Annotated in this window: 25 protein-coding genes; 6 read left to right on the forward strand and 19 right to left on the reverse strand. The window is 47.9% G+C overall.

Annotated features, from left to right (window positions below; translation table 11 throughout):
- Genes ICL55_RS21965 through ICL55_RS21975 form a run of 3 tightly spaced genes read left to right on the forward strand, consistent with a single transcriptional unit; the run spans position 1 to position 2506 of the window.
- The gene (locus ICL55_RS21965; protein ID WP_188101377.1) at positions 1 to 822 is read left to right on the forward strand and encodes a CheR family methyltransferase; all 822 of its coding nucleotides are present in this window, start codon (positions 1 to 3) and stop codon (positions 820 to 822) included.
- A gap of 3 nt (positions 823 to 825) precedes the next feature.
- Positions 826 to 1413, forward strand: coding sequence for a chemotaxis protein CheB (locus ICL55_RS21970; protein ID WP_246496482.1), 588 nt, complete (start codon positions 826 to 828; stop codon positions 1411 to 1413).
- Positions 1403 to 2506 carry a hybrid sensor histidine kinase/response regulator gene (locus tag ICL55_RS21975; protein ID WP_188101379.1) on the forward strand — a complete coding sequence of 368 codons (1104 nt, stop codon included), beginning with the start codon at positions 1403 to 1405 and terminating at the stop codon, positions 2504 to 2506. Before ICL55_RS21970 ends, ICL55_RS21975 begins: the two co-directional genes overlap by 11 nt.
- A 4-nt stretch (positions 2507 to 2510) precedes the next feature.
- Here the strand turns inward: ICL55_RS21975 and ICL55_RS21980 are convergent, their stop codons facing one another.
- From ICL55_RS21980 to ICL55_RS21990, 3 genes are all read right to left on the reverse strand, one after another.
- Positions 2511 to 3350: a hypothetical protein gene (locus tag ICL55_RS21980; RefSeq protein WP_188101381.1), complete on the reverse strand. Its 840-nt coding sequence runs from the start codon at positions 3348 to 3350 to the stop codon at positions 2511 to 2513.
- Between the two features lie 26 nt (positions 3351 to 3376).
- Positions 3377 to 4177 (reverse strand): alpha/beta fold hydrolase, encoded by an 801-nt coding sequence (locus tag ICL55_RS21985; RefSeq protein WP_188101383.1) that lies wholly within the window; start codon positions 4175 to 4177, stop codon positions 3377 to 3379.
- Between the two features lie 100 nt (positions 4178 to 4277).
- Positions 4278 to 5273: a YncE family protein gene (locus ICL55_RS21990; protein ID WP_188101386.1), complete on the reverse strand. Its 996-nt coding sequence runs from the start codon at positions 5271 to 5273 to the stop codon at positions 4278 to 4280.
- A gap of 76 nt (positions 5274 to 5349) precedes the next feature.
- On the opposite strand from ICL55_RS21990, the gene ICL55_RS21995 reads away from it, so the two are divergent.
- Positions 5350 to 6003: an HAD family hydrolase gene (locus ICL55_RS21995; protein ID WP_188101388.1), complete on the forward strand. Its 654-nt coding sequence runs from the start codon at positions 5350 to 5352 to the stop codon at positions 6001 to 6003.
- Positions 6004 to 6069: 66 nt separating this feature from the next.
- Positions 6070 to 6735, forward strand: coding sequence for an NUDIX hydrolase (locus tag ICL55_RS22000; protein WP_188101390.1), 666 nt, complete (start codon positions 6070 to 6072; stop codon positions 6733 to 6735).
- Positions 6736 to 6825: 90 nt separating this feature from the next.
- On the opposite strand, the gene ICL55_RS22005 is transcribed toward ICL55_RS22000, so the two are convergent.
- Complete coding sequence (locus ICL55_RS22005) at positions 6826 to 8694, reverse strand: alkaline phosphatase (protein ID WP_188101392.1); 1869 nt, start codon at positions 8692 to 8694, stop codon at positions 6826 to 6828.
- Positions 8695 to 8849: 155 nt separating this feature from the next.
- Positions 8850 to 9395, reverse strand: coding sequence for an RBBP9/YdeN family alpha/beta hydrolase (locus ICL55_RS22010; protein WP_188101394.1), 546 nt, complete (start codon positions 9393 to 9395; stop codon positions 8850 to 8852).
- A gap of 340 nt (positions 9396 to 9735) precedes the next feature.
- Between ICL55_RS22010 and ICL55_RS22015 the strand changes: the two genes are divergently transcribed.
- Complete coding sequence (locus tag ICL55_RS22015; RefSeq protein WP_188101396.1) at positions 9736 to 10941, forward strand: tyrosine-type recombinase/integrase; 1206 nt, start codon at positions 9736 to 9738, stop codon at positions 10939 to 10941.
- Here the strand turns inward: ICL55_RS22015 and ICL55_RS22020 are convergent.
- From ICL55_RS22020 to ICL55_RS22085, 14 genes are all read right to left on the reverse strand, one after another.
- Positions 10936 to 11214, reverse strand: coding sequence for an excisionase family DNA-binding protein (locus ICL55_RS22020; RefSeq protein WP_188101398.1), 279 nt, complete (start codon positions 11212 to 11214; stop codon positions 10936 to 10938). The genes ICL55_RS22015 and ICL55_RS22020 overlap by 6 nt on opposite strands.
- Before the next feature lie 268 nt (positions 11215 to 11482).
- On the reverse strand, positions 11483 to 11764 hold the full coding sequence (locus tag ICL55_RS22025) for a hypothetical protein (RefSeq protein ID WP_188101400.1): 282 nt from the start codon (positions 11762 to 11764) through the stop codon (positions 11483 to 11485).
- Between the two features lie 122 nt (positions 11765 to 11886).
- Complete coding sequence (locus ICL55_RS22030; RefSeq protein ID WP_188101402.1) at positions 11887 to 12228, reverse strand: DUF551 domain-containing protein; 342 nt, start codon at positions 12226 to 12228, stop codon at positions 11887 to 11889.
- Positions 12225 to 12476 (reverse strand): hypothetical protein, encoded by a 252-nt coding sequence (locus ICL55_RS22035; protein ID WP_188101405.1) that lies wholly within the window; start codon positions 12474 to 12476, stop codon positions 12225 to 12227. The genes ICL55_RS22030 and ICL55_RS22035 overlap by 4 nt, the downstream gene beginning before the upstream one ends.
- Before the next feature lies 1 nt (position 12477).
- The gene (locus tag ICL55_RS22040) at positions 12478 to 12660 is read right to left on the reverse strand and encodes a hypothetical protein (RefSeq protein WP_188101406.1); all 183 of its coding nucleotides are present in this window, start codon (positions 12658 to 12660) and stop codon (positions 12478 to 12480) included.
- Complete coding sequence (locus ICL55_RS22045) at positions 12620 to 12904, reverse strand: hypothetical protein (protein WP_188101408.1); 285 nt, start codon at positions 12902 to 12904, stop codon at positions 12620 to 12622. Before ICL55_RS22045 ends, ICL55_RS22040 begins: the two co-directional genes overlap by 41 nt.
- A complete protein-coding gene (locus ICL55_RS22050; RefSeq protein WP_188101410.1) occupies positions 12897 to 13247 on the reverse strand; it encodes a hypothetical protein in 351 nt (116 codons plus the stop codon). Before ICL55_RS22050 ends, ICL55_RS22045 begins: the two co-directional genes overlap by 8 nt.
- Positions 13248 to 13493: 246 nt before the next feature.
- Positions 13494 to 13808, reverse strand: a complete 315-nt coding sequence (locus tag ICL55_RS22055) for a hypothetical protein (RefSeq protein WP_188101412.1) — start codon at positions 13806 to 13808, stop codon at positions 13494 to 13496.
- Positions 13801 to 14163, reverse strand: coding sequence for a hypothetical protein (locus ICL55_RS22060; protein WP_188101415.1), 363 nt, complete (start codon positions 14161 to 14163; stop codon positions 13801 to 13803). The genes ICL55_RS22055 and ICL55_RS22060 overlap by 8 nt, the downstream gene beginning before the upstream one ends.
- Before the next feature lie 499 nt (positions 14164 to 14662).
- Positions 14663 to 15157 carry a hypothetical protein gene (locus ICL55_RS22065; protein WP_188101416.1) on the reverse strand — a complete coding sequence of 165 codons (495 nt, stop codon included), beginning with the start codon at positions 15155 to 15157 and terminating at the stop codon, positions 14663 to 14665.
- A 394-nt stretch (positions 15158 to 15551) separates the two neighbouring features.
- The gene (locus ICL55_RS22070; protein WP_188101418.1) at positions 15552 to 15803 is read right to left on the reverse strand and encodes a hypothetical protein; all 252 of its coding nucleotides are present in this window, start codon (positions 15801 to 15803) and stop codon (positions 15552 to 15554) included.
- A 42-nt stretch (positions 15804 to 15845) separates the two neighbouring features.
- Positions 15846 to 16049 (reverse strand): hypothetical protein, encoded by a 204-nt coding sequence (locus ICL55_RS22075; RefSeq protein ID WP_188101420.1) that lies wholly within the window; start codon positions 16047 to 16049, stop codon positions 15846 to 15848.
- 27 nt (positions 16050 to 16076) lie between these two features.
- Positions 16077 to 16634, reverse strand: a complete 558-nt coding sequence (locus ICL55_RS22080) for a DNA methyltransferase family protein (RefSeq protein WP_188101422.1) — start codon at positions 16632 to 16634, stop codon at positions 16077 to 16079.
- A 350-nt stretch (positions 16635 to 16984) separates the two neighbouring features.
- The gene (locus tag ICL55_RS22085) at positions 16985 to 17434 is read right to left on the reverse strand and encodes an endonuclease domain-containing protein (protein ID WP_223151545.1); all 450 of its coding nucleotides are present in this window, start codon (positions 17432 to 17434) and stop codon (positions 16985 to 16987) included.
- Positions 17435 to 17524: the final 90 nt, after the last annotated feature.

Raw genomic sequence — 17524 nt, forward strand, 5'->3', positions numbered from 1 at the left:
ATGATAAAAGAGATCAGTAACGAGGAACTGGAAACACTGGTCAGCCTTATTCATCGCCAATACGGCTACGACTTCAGTGACTACGCGCGCTCTTCCCTGAAGCGCCGCTTCCAGCGCTTTATGGGGTATGCCTATATAGGCGGCGTAAATGAGCTGTCAGACAGACTGCTACAGGATGCAACTTTCTTCGAGCGTATGGCCCAGTTCATCACGGTCAACGTCACGGAAATGTTCCGTGACCCGCTCTTCTACAAAACACTGAAAGATCTGGTGCTGCCCCGGCTGGCCACTTATCCTACCATCAAAATATGGCATGCCGGCTGCGCTACGGGCGAAGAAGTATTCTCCATGATCATCCTGTTACAGGAAGCCGGACTGCTGGAACGTTGCCGTATTTACGCCACCGACCTCAATGCGGTCAGCCTCCTGAAGGCGGAAAAGGCCCTCATCCCCCTGAAATGTATGAAAGACTATACCCAGAACTACCTGCAGGCGGGTGGGATGGAAGATTTCTCCAGCTACTATACGGCAGATGATGAACATGCTGTCATCCATTCGGCGCTGCGCCGCAATATTGTCTTCTTTCAACACAACCTTGTCACTGACCAGGTGTTTAATGAGTTCCAGCTGATCTGTTGCAGGAACGTGTTTATCTATTTCAACAGACAGTTGCAGGACCGTGTGCTGCGATTATTCTACGATAGCCTGGCGCCGTTGGGATATCTCGCACTGGGACTGAAAGAATCGATGATGTTTTCCGAAGAAAGCATACGGTTTGAGGCGGTTAGTGCTGTCCATAAAATTTTCAGACGTAAAAGCTAAAGCTTGCAGATACCCTCTCCATATGATATGATCGCCATTGGTGGCTCCGCCGGTAGTTTACCGGTGCTGGCAGAATTGCTGGAGCAATTGCCGGTATCCATCGATTGCACTATGATGATTATTGTACACCGGCTCAAGAACGTGCCCAGTGACCTGGACCGTCTGTTGTCACTCAAAGCGCCTATCACGGAGCCGGAAGATAAACAACCGGTATTATCCCGCCGGATATATCTCGCACCACAGAATTATCACCTGTTGATAGAAACCGATGGCACCTTTGCCTTGGATTATTCTGAGCCGCTGCATTACAGCCGGCCATCCATCGATGTGAGTTTTGCCAGTGTGGCGGCAGCCTACGGACCGCGCGCCCTGGGCATCCTGTTGAGCGGCGCCAGTAAAGACGGCGCTGCCGGTATGCAACAGATCATTGCGGCAGGCGGTACCGGTATTGTACAGGACCCGGCTTCCGCATTGTTCGATACCATGCCGCTGGCAGCCCTCGAACTCTGCCCGGAAGCACAACCCATGAGCATTACGGATATGGTACATTTTTTAACGGAACTGAAAATGAGCGCAGAACATGACCAGTGACCCCCGAAACAGTTTTGCCATTTTATTGGTAGATGATAAAATGGAGAACCTCATCTCCCTGCAACGAATGCTGGAAGGGGACAATCGTTGTTTTCATCTGGCCACGTCCGGAAACGAAGCGCTGAAAACAGTGCTCCGTAATAACGACATCGGCCTCATATTACTGGATGTGCAAATGCCGGAAATGGACGGCTACGAAGTAGCCCGCCTGCTACAGCTCAATCCCAAAACCCGCGATATCTCCATCATCTTCGTCACCGCTATCAATAAGGAAGATCAGAACGTGATGCGCGGTTTTTCCGCCGGTGCGGTAGACTACCTTTCCAAACCCCTCGATGTAAATGTCACCCGCGCGAAAGTCAACGTATTTGAAAAATTATATTTCTCCCGCCAGGAACTAAAAGACGCGCTGGCAGAAAAAGAAAAGATCAACAAACAACTGGAACGATTTACCTACATGGTGGCACATGACCTGAAATCACCGCTGGCCGGCGCTATCAGCTTGTTGTCCATGATCAGTGAGGAAGACTGCGTACAACAATCGCCCGAAATAAAAGACCAGATGAGCACCGTGCTCAGTGCTACCAATCACCTGACAGAAATGATCTCCGCGATACTGGACTACGCCCGTCAGAATAATACCACAGACACCACCGAAACAGTGGACGTCAATCTGCTGATCACGGATATTGCCCGACTGCTGTTTCCTCCCGCTAACATCCGCATTGTAGCGGATGGCCGGCTACCGGTGATTACCGCCACCAGACTGAAACTGCAGCGGATATTTCAAAACCTTATTTCCAATGCCATCAAATACAATGATAAAACGGATGGCCTGATTGCCATCGGCGCAACAGACAGAGGTGAGTTTTACGAGTTCTATGTAAAAGACAACGGCCCCGGTATGCAACAGCGGGACACCGACCGCGTGTTTCGCCTGTTTGAGCGGTTGGACTACCACGGTAAAGAAGAGGGCTCTGGTATCGGCCTGAATATTTTTAAAATGCTGGTGGAAGAACAGGGTGGAAAAGTATGGGCCGAGTCGGAACCAGGGCAGGGCAGCGTTTTTTATTTCCTGTGGCGCAAAATCTGAACAGTCATTCTTCAAAAATCCAGAGACGGCCATTGATACGTTGAGAGGTTACCGGCAGGCATGATACCCGGTATGTTATGGGCGATTCACCGTCCAGCTTCCATTCCCAGTCACTGATCGCATTTTCCGGCGAGGCAAATAACTGTATGGCGGTATTGTAAATATCTTCGGTGTTCACGGCCCTGTTCCGCAGCTGTGTCATGGCATCGGAGAGAATGGCCGGCAATTGCTCGCCAGGCCCTGCCAGCTCCAGTATGTCTGCTGCTTTCTGATTTACCCAACCGGCATAGCCGTCATTGTTGATAAACACTACCGCGTGAGGCAGGCTATGCAAAATGGCGGCAAATCTGATGGCGATGCCCTGAAAGTACAACCGTTCCTGCGTTTGGGTAAGGATCTCCTTTAGCCGCAGCCGGATGGTTTCAATACAATCCTGAAATCCCTGATCAAATTCCTGTGGGTCTGACCAGCCGAGCAACAGCAGGCTGTTATGAGGTTCTATATTGATGGGAATAATTACGGCGCAAAGCAGGTCCTCTAGCTGGTCCTTCAACGGGTTGTCTGCCGGAAACTCCTGCCAGTAAATGGTTTTGAAGGCGTTGCGGTAAAGCAGCTGTCGAACAGGATCAGGATTAACGACCGCTCCGTTGTGAAAATTGGGGGAAGCATTTTTTACTTTTGCGGAGTGTTCATTCTCAAATTCCAGTTGCAACGCCACGTCTGCCTGCAGCAAATTTTTAACCAGTGAAATACTGAATGCCAGAAAAGAAGAGATGTGCTTTTCCTTATCCCAGCGGCTGGTCTGGTTGATAAAATCGAGTGCTTTACTTTCCCATTTAATCACGGTATAAAGATTAAATACTGAATAAACTATACAAATGATTGCAGCGCGGCGATCACTTCGTGTGGCGCGCTGAGCTGCGGAAAATGGCCTTCTGCGTTTATTTTAATTCTTTTGCTGCCGGGGATATGCCGTTCCATATATTCACTCACAATGGGGGGTACAACAATGTCGTTGGCTGTTTGAATGACCAGGGTAGGGTGCGAAACGCGGGGCAGTTCCTGCCGGTGGTCCAGCAGAAAAATAGCCTTTGCCACGGCAAGGGCGATGTCCGGTCTTAACGCTTGTAGAGAGCTGGCAAACTGTTTGGCCAGCTCCGGCCGGTCTTCGTTGCGCATCGCCATCGGCGAAAAGCCGATCACCCATGCTTCATAGTTGGTCTGCATGGCTTCAAACAGCGCTTTCAGCGCCGCATCATCAAAACCGCCGATATAGGAGCTGTGCTGATCATCGAGGTAGCGGGGACTGGAACCTATCAATACCAGCTTGTCGAATAGTTGTGGTTGCCGGTTGGCCACCATCATGCCTATCATACCACTTACGGAATGCCCGATGAAAGTAGTGTGCGTTCCCTGAGCGAAAGCCATAATGGACATCAGATCTGTAACATAACCTTCCAGTGTTTCGTAACGTTCATAGCTATACGAAGAAAGATCGGAATTGCCGCCGCCTGCATTGTCATACAACACAATCCGGTAGTCTTGTTCAAAAGCAGGAACGATCTGGGAGAAGGATTGTTGGTCTATGCCAAATCCATGTCCGAAAACGAGTGTTTTACCGGCTTGAGGGTTACCGGCAAAATGAATATTATGTTTTTTGCTGAGGTCCATTTTCAAATAGCGCTTTATCTTTTGCGATACCTTTCGGCAGCAGCTTTCATAACAATGGTCTGTAACGTTTTCAAATATAAGTAAATAGTTCCGTTCGGAACTATTTACTTACTGCCAGTATACGGAAGGTGCCAGGGGCGATGGCGGCCTTTCCGTCAGCACCGGCCGCCTGTCGGTCGGCCACAGGCAGAAATACCGTATGGGTCAGCGGGTCAACGGTCAGCGTTTTGGCGCCTTTGGCGGTGGGCACCCGGGCTACCAGCTTGTACTGGTCGGCGGTCTCCTGATGGTATACCGACAAATTGCCTTCCCCGTTGGCGGCAAATATGGTTTGTTCCGCAGCATCAAAGGCTACGCCATCGCAACCATCGCCGATAGGCAGGGTGGCCACTATCCGGCCGTCATGCTCGTCGAGCACAATCATCACCTGATTGTCGCAACCGGCAAAAAGCCGGTGATGCACCGTGTCGATCGCCAGCCCGGTAGGCGCTTCGCCTTTGCCCAACGGCCACTCTTTTTCTACCTTAAAGGTGGTCGTGCTGACAACGGCAATGCGGCTCTTATCTTCCAGGTTAACAAACAGGTGGCCTTTCCCGTCAGAAACGGCTGTTTCCGGCCTCGCCTGTAAAGGAACGGTGGCCACTACCTTTAGGGTGTTCGGATTGATAATGCTCAGGTCCTTGCTGGCGCCGTTACAGGTAATCACCTTATCGGAAAACGGCTCAAACAAAATAGCATCGGGATTACCGCCCACAGGAATTTCTCCCTGCACCTGATTGGTACGCAGGTCAAAAACAGTAACGGTGTTGAGCTTGCCGTTGCTCGTAAAACCTTTGCCAAACGGAACGGCGAAGGCGGTCCCGTGAACACCGGTAGTATGTGGGATGATACCCGCTTCAGACCCGGTGGCCTTGTCCAGAATATTGACCTCGGTGCCGTGGGCAACGTACAACTGTTGCGTCACAGGACTGACAGCGATATAATCCCATTTGCCATCGCCTTTCACGGGATAGGTGGCAGACACATGCCAGGAGGATGTTTGCGCGGATGTTGATAGAACAGTGAACAGCAAAACCGGCAACAATAGTTTTTTCATATCAGGAGCTTTTGTTTTCAAAACTCCATCTTAATTCTGGAGAGAAACTGTAGGCGGATATATTATCTTTGCGCCCATGAAAGCGTTTATTTTCGATCTCAACGGGACCATGATCAACGACATGGAATTTCACCTGGACGGCTGGCACAGTATGTTAAACAAACTGGGGGCCAATATGAGCCGGGAAGAAGTAAGAGGCCATATGTATGGTAAAAATGAAGAGCTGCTGATGCGCATTTTCGGAAAAGACCGCTTCACGCTGGAGGAAATGCTGGATATCGCCCATCAGAAAGAAGTATTGTATCAGGAGGCTTTCCGTCCTCATCTGGAGCTGATAGCCGGTTTGCCGGCGTTCCTCCGCGAAGCTGCCGCCAAAAACATCCCGATGGCCATCGGTTCTGCGGCCAACCGTTTTAACATCAGCTATGTACTTGATAACCTGCAACTGCACGATTTTTTCAAAGCGATCGTCAGCGCGGAAGATGTAACAACGAGTAAACCCAATCCGGAAGTGTTCCTGAAATGCGCGGCTGCTTTACAGGCTGCCCCGGCAGATTGTATCGTTTTTGAAGATGCGCCTAAAGGCGTGGAAGCGGCCCTGAACGCAGGGATGGAAGCTATCGCATTAACTACCATGCATACACGGGAGGAGTTTGCCAACTATCCCAACATCCGGGCTTTTGTGTCTGACTACAACGATCCGGTATTACAGCAGCTGTTGACCGTATAACCCACCGAATATTTTTTTAATATCATCCCGGTGACATAAATTGCTGTTGTCAACTGTTTAACTGTTATGAAACATCATACCGGGTGGTCTTCCCTGCTGGTGACGGTAGAAAATATAATCTTCGGTTTCGATGGTCAGGACCTGAAACTGTTACTGGTAAAGCATCTTGAAGGGCCGCTGAAAAACAGGTGGTGTCTGCCCGGCGACTGTCTGCACTCCTCAGAAAATTTCGATCAGACGGCGGCCCGTATTCAACAGGCACTTACCGGGCGCGAAAAAATTCACCGCGAACAACTGGGCGCTTTCGGTCCCTCCAAACGTACGGCTGGTGCACGTAAGGCGTCTGTCGCTTTTTTCTCACTGATGTATATCCGCAGGGAGAAACTGTTCTCCTGGCATAACGGTCGCCCGGAATGGCACCTGTTTCACGAATTGCCATCACTCATGGCGGACCATCATCGTATACTGGAAGCGGCGTTGCAATACATCCGTTATCAGTCGTCCGCGTCGCCGCTGCTGTTTAAACTGCTGCCGCCAAAATTTACCATCCCACAACTGCAACTGCTATACGAAGTGGTGCATGGCCATCCTTTCGATAAACGAAACTTCAGCCGCAAAATGCTTTCTACCGGCCTGCTGATAAAACAATCAGATAAAGAGAAGCTGAGCTCGAAGCGGGGAGCGTACTATTATAGGGTTCACGCAAAGGCGCAAAGCAGCAAAGAGCGCTAAGAATAATATAAGCAAACAGAGAAAGCAAAGGAGCGGAGATCAACATCTGATCTCCGCTCCTTTGCTTTCTTATAATTCTTATTTATTTTCTTAGCGCTCTTTGCTGCTTTGCGCCTTTGCGTGAACCCCTAATGATTTTAATATCTTCTTAAAGATTTCATTGTTCTCATACACGCCCTGGAACTCCTGGCTGTTGGGGCCGTAGGCAAATACCATCACCGGAATACCGGTATGGTCATTGGTAGCGAAATGGCCACGCAGCGTGCCGTTGGCGATGCTGCCGTCCATCAGGGCCAGCCCGCCGGTTTCGTGATCAGCCGTCACGATAATGGTGGTCTGTTTGTCTTTGTCCGCAAAACGCAGGGCTTCTCCGATGGTATCGTCGAAGTCCAGCATTTCCCGCACGAGGTAATCGAGATCGTTATGATGACCGCCATGATCTATACGCGAGCCTTCTACCATCAGGAAGAAACCTTTGCCGGAAGCGTTGAGTTGCTGCAACGCTTTCTTAAGGGCGTCTTTAAGGTAGGAGCCACGGCCGTCGCGCATGGAGGTAACGGTTTTGTCAGACAGGACCACCAGGGTGCGGCCTTGTGTGGCAGCGTCCCAGGCATTGAGGTCATCATAGAAGCGGATGCCGGACTGGGCCAGGGTTTGACGCAGGTCGCCCTTTACATCGCGGGCGAAATCTTCTTTGCCGCCGCCAACAGCCAGCTGCAGTTTGCTGCTGATCAGTTGCTGGTGGAGAATTTGTGTATTGTCACGGTCTGGTGTATGCCCATAGAAGCCGGCAGGCGTGGCGCCGGTGATTTCTTCGGTAACGATCACGCCACTGGCAATGCCTTTGGTAGCCAGTATCTCCGGCAGCACAGGGATAGCATGGTAGGTATTGTCCATGCCTATTTCCCGGTTATTGGTTTTGGAGCCGGAGCTCAGCGCGGTAGCGCCTGCCGCGGAATCAGTATGGTAGTTATCGGTGGACGCTGTTTTGGACAGGCCCAGCTGCCGCATGCGAAACAGGTTCAGGTCGCCCTTGTTGGCAGTGTAACCGGCAAACATTTCCGCCAGACCGGTACCGTCGCCGATGAAGAGGATCACATTTTTGGATTTTACCCGGGTGGCGTCAGAAGCGTAAGTAGGCGTATATACCGGGTGAACGGGCAGGTTGCCGGTACTGGTATGGGCCGTGTTTTTGAGCACGTCCGCCAGTTCCTCAGGATAGTCGGTGCCAATGACATCGGCGCCGAGGTCCATCAGCTTGTAATAACATGTCCTGGCGGAAGGGGCGCCCCAGAAGCGGAAAGGGAAGCCCTGCTGGTGCACCTGGGCGATCACCGCTTTTACTTTTTCCAGTTCTGCCGGCACGAAGGTGCCTTTACCATTCCATTTGCTGTACTGGTGGAAATCGGTGCTCACCAGCGCTACGCGCTGTTTTACGGCAGCAGGGTAGGTGCTGTCCGGACGGCCATCGAAGAAAAAGAGTTGATCGAAATCTGTCCAGGCGCTTACCGGTGGAATGTTTCCGGAAAGGATCACCTGCACGGCGTTAGGATTGACGGAAGGATCAAAATACTGACGATAAGGGAGCAGCAGTGTCTGTAAGGCCTGCAATGTAGGTACACCGGCCGTTTTGATGTCTACCAGCAATCGCAGCGGAGCGCCGTCTGCATAGGCTTTGCCGTCGTTGAGGGCAAATTGCCGGATCACCGGCTCCAGGTATAAAGTTTTGAAAGTCCGGTTGGGCCGGATATCCCTGCTGTCATGGGCCACATACAGCTCACCATCTTTCAGGTGGATGTCTGCTTCGATATAACCAAATTGCAGGGCCGCTGCCTGATAGAATGGTGTTTTACGTTCGTAGTCGTTATGGGAATGGGCGTTAGCCAGGGTGTAGGTCTTCGTTTGGGCGTAGGTGTTAACCGACAACCACGCGCTGCATAAGAGAATGATTTTTTTCAATTGTCTGGATTTTAACGGCTTAACTATGAAAAGGAAGGGGCAAAGGTAGTCGCTGGGAAGGGTTCCTGCAGGGCTCCCTGTTTTATGTTTATGTTAATTGTCTACCTTAAAACCCTGTAGAAAATCGATTTAGGAGCGATGAGTAAAAAAACGGGCTATAGGGTAGGCCAGTTTTGTACCAGTTCTTTCAGCAGCCGCTGGCCCTCCAGCCATTCCCCGAGGTTGGAACTGGCATTGATGTGTCCTTTAGGGCCCGCGTTAACAAAACGGCTGCCCCAGTGTGACGCCAGGAACGAAGCACGGGTAATACCACAATATTCATCATTGGTGCTGGCCACCACGATGCTGCGGAACGGTAGTTCCTGTAAAGGGATAGGGGTGAAACCGGTCGCCTCGGCCGGAAAGCCCGGCCGCTCTGTGTCGGCAGGCGCTACGAGCAAAGCTCCGGTAATGTGCAACCGGGTCTGCTTCGCCCAGTGTGCCAGGGCTATACAGGCAAGGCTGTGGGCGGCAACGACTACCTGCGGACCAGCTTCTGCCACCGCAGCTTCGATGGTCGCCACCCAGTCGGCACAAACAGGACGGTCCCACGAATGCTGCTCTATCCGCCGGGTGCCCGGTATGGACTGCTCCCAGAGGGTCTGCCAGTGCAACGGGCCGGAACTGCCCAGCCCGGGAGCAGTCAATACTTTTATTTCCATGACAAAACGGTTGTGAAGTGTTTAAGTTGGTTGCTGAAGATAGCGCTTTTGCACCATTTCTGAAAATCTCCGCAAAGCCGGTAACGTGAAGGCTTTTTTAAAGATACATACGTATAGCCGCTACGGTTACCATCTTCCGGAAAAGAAAAAAGGTCGAAAGAATTCGACCTTTATCGCTAAAATTCCACGTTATGGCACTCAGGTCCATAAAAAGTTGAAATGTGTCCTAAAAATGGCCACTATATTGAGTTTCTTTGCTTTTTTGTTCAAAATAAAATGCTGTTAATTGGACAAAAACTGACATAAAAAGACTAACTTTCGACATAAATTTTGACATAAAATGAAGGGAGAGTGTACTACCATTGTTGCCAATAAATACCTATTTATCAGTTATCATTGTTCCGACGGCCGCCTAAGATACCCCACATCTATCAAATCGATTGATGATAGCCCCAATTCGGCAGCCAAGTTACAAAACATTAAGAAACTTGCAAATGACTATATTTCAAAGCTTATCCTGATGGGGGATGATATCACGAAGGCTGAATTTGAAAGATACCTAAATATGAAACTCAAGCCTGGTAAATCTAAAATGGCAGAGAGGGACTTGATCAAGGACCATGCGGAAATGATTAAGGACATGCGGGAGGGTAAGCTATTAAAGAGAAAGTCCAAGGCTAAATATTCGCCTCAAACTATCGCGCAGTATGAGAGAATGTGTGAGCGGTGGCAAGAGTGTGCAGCTGACCCTGAAGGCAATTTCAAGCTCAGCTATTCCATGACTATTGATTCTGTGAAGAATCTAATATCTTGGCTGGTTCAAAAGGATTATGCCCAAAATTCCATTTATGATATTATAAATAATTTGCAAATATTCCTTAGATATGCCAAACGGAAGGGATACCATCAGAATGACGTACAGGATAATAGGGACTTTACTGTTGCTCAGGAGACTAGTGATGCAATCGCCCCGACCTTTGATGAGATACTCACCATATATAACCACAAATTTGAAATGCCAGGCATGGAGCGCGCACGAGACTTTTTCGTTTATGGATGCTTTTTGGCTCTCCGTGTAAGGGATTTACAGAAGATAAATGATTACAAGCTTTGCGGAGATGTATTTGAGGTGTTTACCCAAAAGGGGGGCAAGCGGGTTGTCATACCTTGCCACTGGATTGCGAGGGAGATATATTCAAAGTATGATGGTAAGATTCCTGTTAGTTGCCGACAGCACCTCGCAAGATATCTTCCCAATATCTGTAGGGAGTCAGGGATAACTGGCACTAAATTGATAGTCTATACGGAAGGGGGCATAAAAAAAGAAGTACAATATAATCGATGGGAGCTATTTACTCCTCATACTATGCGGCGATTTTTTGCCACATGGATGTATAAAGACCTTCGGAGGCAGCCTAGGGAGATAATGCCAATAACTGGACATGAATCAGAGGAAAGCTTCTTCAGATATATTAAAATTGAACTTGAAATGAATGCCGAGGAAATACTTAACGACCCGGCATTCAAAAAGCCAGCGGGGTTATAACCCCGCTGGCGTCTTAAACTTTTTCAAGTCTTTTCGTTGTATCAGGATCGTTTTACCTACTTTGTACCCCTGAATCTTCAGTTCTTTCATTCGCCGCTTGATGGTCCGGGTGCTGCAGTTCATCTCCTTTGCTGCCGTTTGGATTGAAATATCCTCCCATTCAGAAGGTTTTTTCTGCTCTTCAAGCACCTTTTTTACTGCCGATATAGCTGATTCATTCAGCATTGCTTGCAATTCTTGTAGCGAAATTCCTGTAATTTGTATCGTTTGCATCATTTTCACGTTTTCTCCCTCACAGGGGGTAATAAATTCATGAATCCTGCATTAACTAATTGATTGTTAATCAGTTATATTGTTTTTTGTTAAAATTAATGGCATGTTTGGATTCCGGGCCACCATGGCCACTTTCAACGAATAGATCCGTTTCTCCTCATCCGGTTGTATTGGGCTGCCGGCATACTGGTAAGGTGCCATTTTTTGCAGATGTGGCATAGGTAGGAGCGAATTGGCTGCACTCCTTTCCACAGGGGCCGCGCCGAAATTAGAGTGGAATCGGCTGCGGATTTGCTTTGGTAACTTTCTTTACTACACATTTCACTTTCACTTTTTGGTTAATAATCAATACATGGTACCTATCCCTGAAGGTTTCATCCTGAGCGGACCGGAAGGATATGTAAAGCCCTTCCTTTGTCTCCCGCTTCTCGTCTATCACCGTACCGCAGTCATGGTTGCGCTTTTCGAGAAAATATGCGCTGGCTGCCTTCTTCGCCGCGAAGTAATCACTGAACTGGTGGATTACCGGCTGTTCTATCTCCTTCTTCATTTTCTTTCCCTCCTTTTTCTGCCAGCTGGACCAGCAGGCCTTTTATTTGTTCTTCATAGCGCCGGTTTTGCTCCCGGAGCTGGTGGTTTTGGATGTGGAGTGTTAAGTTCTCCTGCCTCAATTCATCGATGGTCATTTTGTCCGCCCTCCTGTGCGGGTGGTTCGGGGAGGGGCATCCAGTGTGTAACCTTCATATCTTCATATGGATCTCTCCCTGCACCCCATACCTGAAACAAGTTTCTGCTTTTTTTGTAGTAGCAGATGTATATGTTCTGCGTATCCTTCATGCAGCCCAGAACCAAGTCACTTTCCTCCGGCACCCTCTCGGTTATCGGTATCCACCTTTGCTGCGCCTCGGCCCACTCAGCGCCTTCAACGAATGCGGCCTTTTTTACGGCCGGTCCCCAATTGTGATCTTTGTATTGCAGTTCAGCTGCTCGGTGTTTCTGTTCAAGTGTTGTCATTCTCCTTCTTTTTTTTGATTGTCCACAATACGAGCTACCCTGTCCCATAGCTCTGTCTCCTGTTCTGTGAGCAGTTCCGCTCCGGCGCATCCGTAATACTCGTGAAGCTCACGTAGGCACTGAATTGCTTTAGCGTCCTGATGTTCCTGCCATTCTGCACCGGACACAAAGCCCCTTTTAAATCCGATATTGCCGTTAACTGAGTACATCTGTTCAGCGGCGTCCTGTTTCTGCTTTAGTGTTGTCATATTACATTTTTTGAATTTCTTCTTTTACCTGTTGCCAGTATTCCAATGAATTTCCGATTGGTTTCGCCTTTATGATCTCATCAACCCACATCAGGGCTACTGATTTTTTCCACTCTTGATAGCGTAGATATTTTCCTAGTTTGTCACAAAGCTCCTGTGCTTTTTCCTTTGGTGTTGGTGTCATTCACTTTCAGTTTTTCGAGTGAGTTAATAATCTGCTGCTCGGTGAAGCCCATCTGTTTTAACATCAGGCGAACGCTCAATCCTAAGTACCATGATTCATCATGCCCTTGATAAGCTTCTATTTTTACGACGTAATCGCAGAACATCTGTGCTATCTCTTCGGCGGCTTCAGCTTTATTGTCAATGCCAAAATCATCACAGACGCATAAACGATCAGCCAATATTTGATATACTTTTTCAGTCATCGTTTTTGATTTTTAGTGAGAGTGGTTCCGGTTTGAGTTTTTCCCACACCTCTGTGAAGATGCTGTCGATCTCATCTGCGGACAACACCTGAAGCTGTGCTTCTTTTACCAGTGCTTTGCGACCCTCCGGGAAGCTGGCCCGTCTAAAGTCCCATCCGTCTGTGTCGATAATGTTATCCCATTTCGTTGACCCCCTTTTGCGGGCATGCACTATAAGGGTATATTCACCGTAGGTAGCGACCCCGTGATTCGGGTTAGATGAGCCTCTAAGCGTGGCAGTAGCCCTTAACCTTGTACCGTCTTCTCGAATGAATGTCTTTTCTATTTCGTATTTGTTTTGCATATCATTGCCGGTGGCCGACCGGTGCGGTTTTTGTCTTATACGATCTACAGGTAAAAAAGTACTATGTAGACGGTTATTTAGCTTCAGTGCTTGCCTCCTGTTCCGGTATTACTTCGCAGTCTGATTTGAGGATATAGTATCCTGTAATTCCTTCAAAAAAGAAATATTCATCACCTTTCCAATTAAGCGTAACTTCAAACGTTTCACCTACATGTTTTTTGTACCAGTAACTTTTCTTCGGAATATTTAACTATTCTTACTTTCATCGCCTGCCGCCTCCTTACCGGATTCCGGGATCAGACCGCGTTCAGTCATCATAGTCTTCATTCTACCATTAACGTAAAAACTCATTCCCCATTTAGCCCCTTCGCCATACCCTGTAGAAAATGCATTTGCCATGTGCTTAACGGCGATGCGGGCATCTGGCAAATGGTCACTTATTCGCCACTCACGCGCCTCCACGTGATATTGTTCCCAGCTGATTGTTGGTTCAAATTTCTTACTTTTGGCTTTTGCCATTTCTTCCGCTATCTCGCGGACAAGTTTCTCGTGATTATTCATATATCAATTGAATGTCAGTTGGTTTATAATATTTTTTCCTTGAAAATGCCTTGTTCAACTCGGAAGTGATAGTGGTAAAATCTACGGTGGCAGCAATGTCAATCAGTTCTCCGTTTTCATCTCCCACCTCTTCTTGACCTTCTAAATATTCGCTAAGCAATTCGAACAGCAATTCGCCGTCAATAGAAAATGTATGTAATTCTCTTTCACAGATTACTATATTGCTTCCGTCGAAGTAATTTTCTTTCATTTCTTCTATTCTCATTAATCGACCATCATCTCCTTGGAATATACCATAATCTGCACAGTGCGTGTAACCTTGTTCAATCGCCTGCTTAATTGTTAACTTATTCATTGGTTTGGCCCTCCTGTGCCGCGATCCTTTTGTTCATAGCGACACTATTTTCACACTGGGTAATAGCATGGTCAATTTTATCATCCGGCATGTTGTCAACAACTTCGGCGATGCTCGAGTAAATTAGCCGTCCAGAATACATGCGGATGAAGACGTTTTGTTGTCCTTCCGTGCATTGTTCCAGAAGTTCCTTTATTATTCTACGGCCTGCGCTGGCAAATGTTTGGTTCATTTTTCTCCGGCCTCCCTGCCGGTGGATTTACATTTACACTTAATTAACATTTGGAACGTTTTATCAATGTACCTTTCAGAAAAAACTATGACAGTGTTTATTATCGAAAAGGCAACTAACAAAGTGGTTCACACTATTGAATGTAAGGGCGATCCCTTTAGAGTTCAACGAGGGATCAATATCAACCTGGATCATACCAAGTATTACACTGTTGTTGATTAGGTATTACTGGGGACCTCCCTGCCGGTAACCGACCGGCGGCGGGGTTTAATGTTTAGTGGTGCTCCGTGTGAAAGATTTGCGCAGTATCTCCATCTGTTGCAGGTGGTCAATGTAAGTCGGGTCGCGCGCTATCCATGCAGCTTTGACTTCTTCTTCAACATGCTGGTACTTCTCATAACTATAGTGTATCCACTCATTGCTGGGAAGCGGGCGAATGACTGATTGAGGGCCGGGATATATGCTTTTGTGTCCGTGACGAGGTGACCCACCATTAAGAACCTTGTTGAGTCCCATGCCATCAGAGTTGTCCAGATAAAACACCTCTCTTTTGTATATCACCCTTACGGCCTGCCTTTTCTGCCCAATAAAAGGCACAAACCACAGATATCGTTTGCCGGTAAAAGCTGGTTGTTTCGTAAAGTGCTGTTTCATCTCTTCTGGTTCATCGCCGACGGTGATTTCGACCACTTCAAATCTGGCAGGCTCCCCGTTCCAGTATCCGGGGTGGCCTATTTGTAATTTTGATTCTTCTTTTTTCATCTTTTACCGGGTGCCGGAGCCGGTGCGGTTTAATTGTTACGGGTTACCGTAAAATGCTCTGAAATACATGTTTTAACTTTACTGTGGTTCGGAGAAAGGCCAAATGGCTCATACATAATCTTAAGCATTGTGATCAGCTGGGTGTCTACCCAGCTGGTATTTTCAATACTTGCCCCTCCAATCATCGCAGGTAGCTGACTTCTTTACCGCGAAACCACCGAGTCCACAACGAAGATTCGACTCAGAAGTCCACGTGTGCGTTTGGTCCCACTTGCCTGAGTGTGTTTTTGTTTCGCTGGTGAAATGCCGGCAGTTTACACATGTCGACGGTATCGGCTTCGGGTTATACCCCTGTGCTTCTTTTGCTTGTTGTACTTTGCTCATTGGATTTTATTTAACATAGTTCTCTGATGAAACGTATGGCCATGGCTGCCACCTGGATGGCCTCTTTCTTCATGGTTTCACGGTCGCTGTCCTTTTTTACCTCGTCCCAAAGCTCGTCTACCTCTTCTTTCAAAACAGCAAACCCTTCATGAGGACTATGAAATGGATTTTCACCGTGTTTAGCTTTAGCTTTCGACAGTTCATCGTCTATCGCCTCAGCGATGTTGTTGCCTATTCTGGGTAAATAAATTGGATATGACATTTTGATTTTCGTTTTATACCACCTTACGGGGCGGCGGGTGAATTAATTGCCCTGAGGCATTTCAGGACATTTCCTTAACCATGTAAGCGCCTCATTTAATTTGTCGAGCAGGACGCTTTGTTCCACAGAAGGGGACTGCGCAAAAATGTCTTCGTGTTTTGCGACCAGTTGTTCCAGTTTTTTTTCGGAATCTTTGAAATCATGTGGTTCACATGTAACTGCTGTGTTTTGTGTTTCTGTATTCATTTTATTTAGTTGCCCTTCCGGGCCGGTTTAAAAAAGCGTTGGTAATTGTTGTTTATCTTTTAGATCATACACAATAAACTGCGTTGGTCCAGTGAATCCTTTCTGTAGCTGCAGCACGCAAGTCTGTATCCTGGCGTATTGAAATGTTTTTCGGGGCAACGCTGTCACTGATATCAGGCCGTAGGATTTAAGGTGCCGCAGCCGAACATCTGAATCAGAAATTGTGAACCACGGCATCAATGCTATTACATTGTCGCTCATTTCCATGTTTTCTGTTAGGATCTTATAACCTAATCGCATCCCATATTTTGAGAAATCTCCCTCCGCATTATCCAAGTAGGCATATTTTGCAGAAAATGGCGGATTCAGTACAGCGGCGTCCCAGCGGTCAGGAGGAAGTAAGAAATAGTCCTCCGGTGCTGTAACCTGGTAGCCGGACCTTTCCAGCTCCCGAACTATGTTGCCGATACCGGGCGTTGGTTCCAGGACAGTTGTTATACCAGCAGGTAAAAGACTTACCATATATTTCGCAACCTCTACTGGCGTCTGAAAGTCAATACCTTTCTGATCTTTTGTTAGTTCCATTGGTTCACTTTACGTTGTTTCATAATTTGTTGTACATTTTTATATCCATGTTTTCTATTCAGGCTGTCAATTTGTGTTCATTTTATTCATTAATAGCCGTTCATTTGTCAGTAGTTTGTTTCTGGCGTAGATTGATCGGAATTTTTAGTCATGGTTCAATCAATAGTTATCACCGACGTACCAGGGAATCTACAGCAATCTGTAAATAGTGCTTTGATGACAATTCAGAGCGCAGCTAACGGCCTTCATTTAGAAATACTTTCAATGTCACAGTGCAACTCTAAAATGGATAGAATGGGAGTGCCCAAAGAGACGATTACTGTCACAATCGTTTATGATTTTAAATCATCTTAGCCTGCAACCAGCTTTTCGAGTTCTGCGATAACAGTTTTGTAGTTATTGACGGTGAACCGGATCACACGCCAACCTTCGGCGGTTGCCAGGTTGTATTTTTCGGTATCCTTCGTGTAGCCGGCAAGGGTGGTGTGTCCGCTCTTTTCGCTCATCAGGCCTTCGTACTCTATGCCGATTTTATGGTCCGGAATAGCGAAGTCAAAGCGGAATCGGCGTGAGGGGGAGAAACGAAGCTCATCGACCACACGGATGCCGGTATGGAGCGACCATGCCGCCAGCTGGCCCCACATCCACTGTGCCTGATGGCATTTTTCACCCGGTAGCGGCATGTTGGCCTTCTTCTTCACCGGCTGCTCCAACTCCCTGATTACCGCCGCGTTTAAACCTGCTACGGTAGACGCCTTTAGCTCGCTCAGCGTAATATGCCCTTTCGATTTCCGTTTCATCTGGCACGATTGTGATTGTGTATGTTTTGTCCTGCAGGTGGTGGGTGGTGATCCAGTAAAGGAGGATACGGTCCCGGTGCTGGTCGTTCT

This window comes from Chitinophaga varians, assembly GCF_014529945.1.
Classification (GTDB): domain Bacteria; phylum Bacteroidota; class Bacteroidia; order Chitinophagales; family Chitinophagaceae; genus Chitinophaga; species Chitinophaga varians.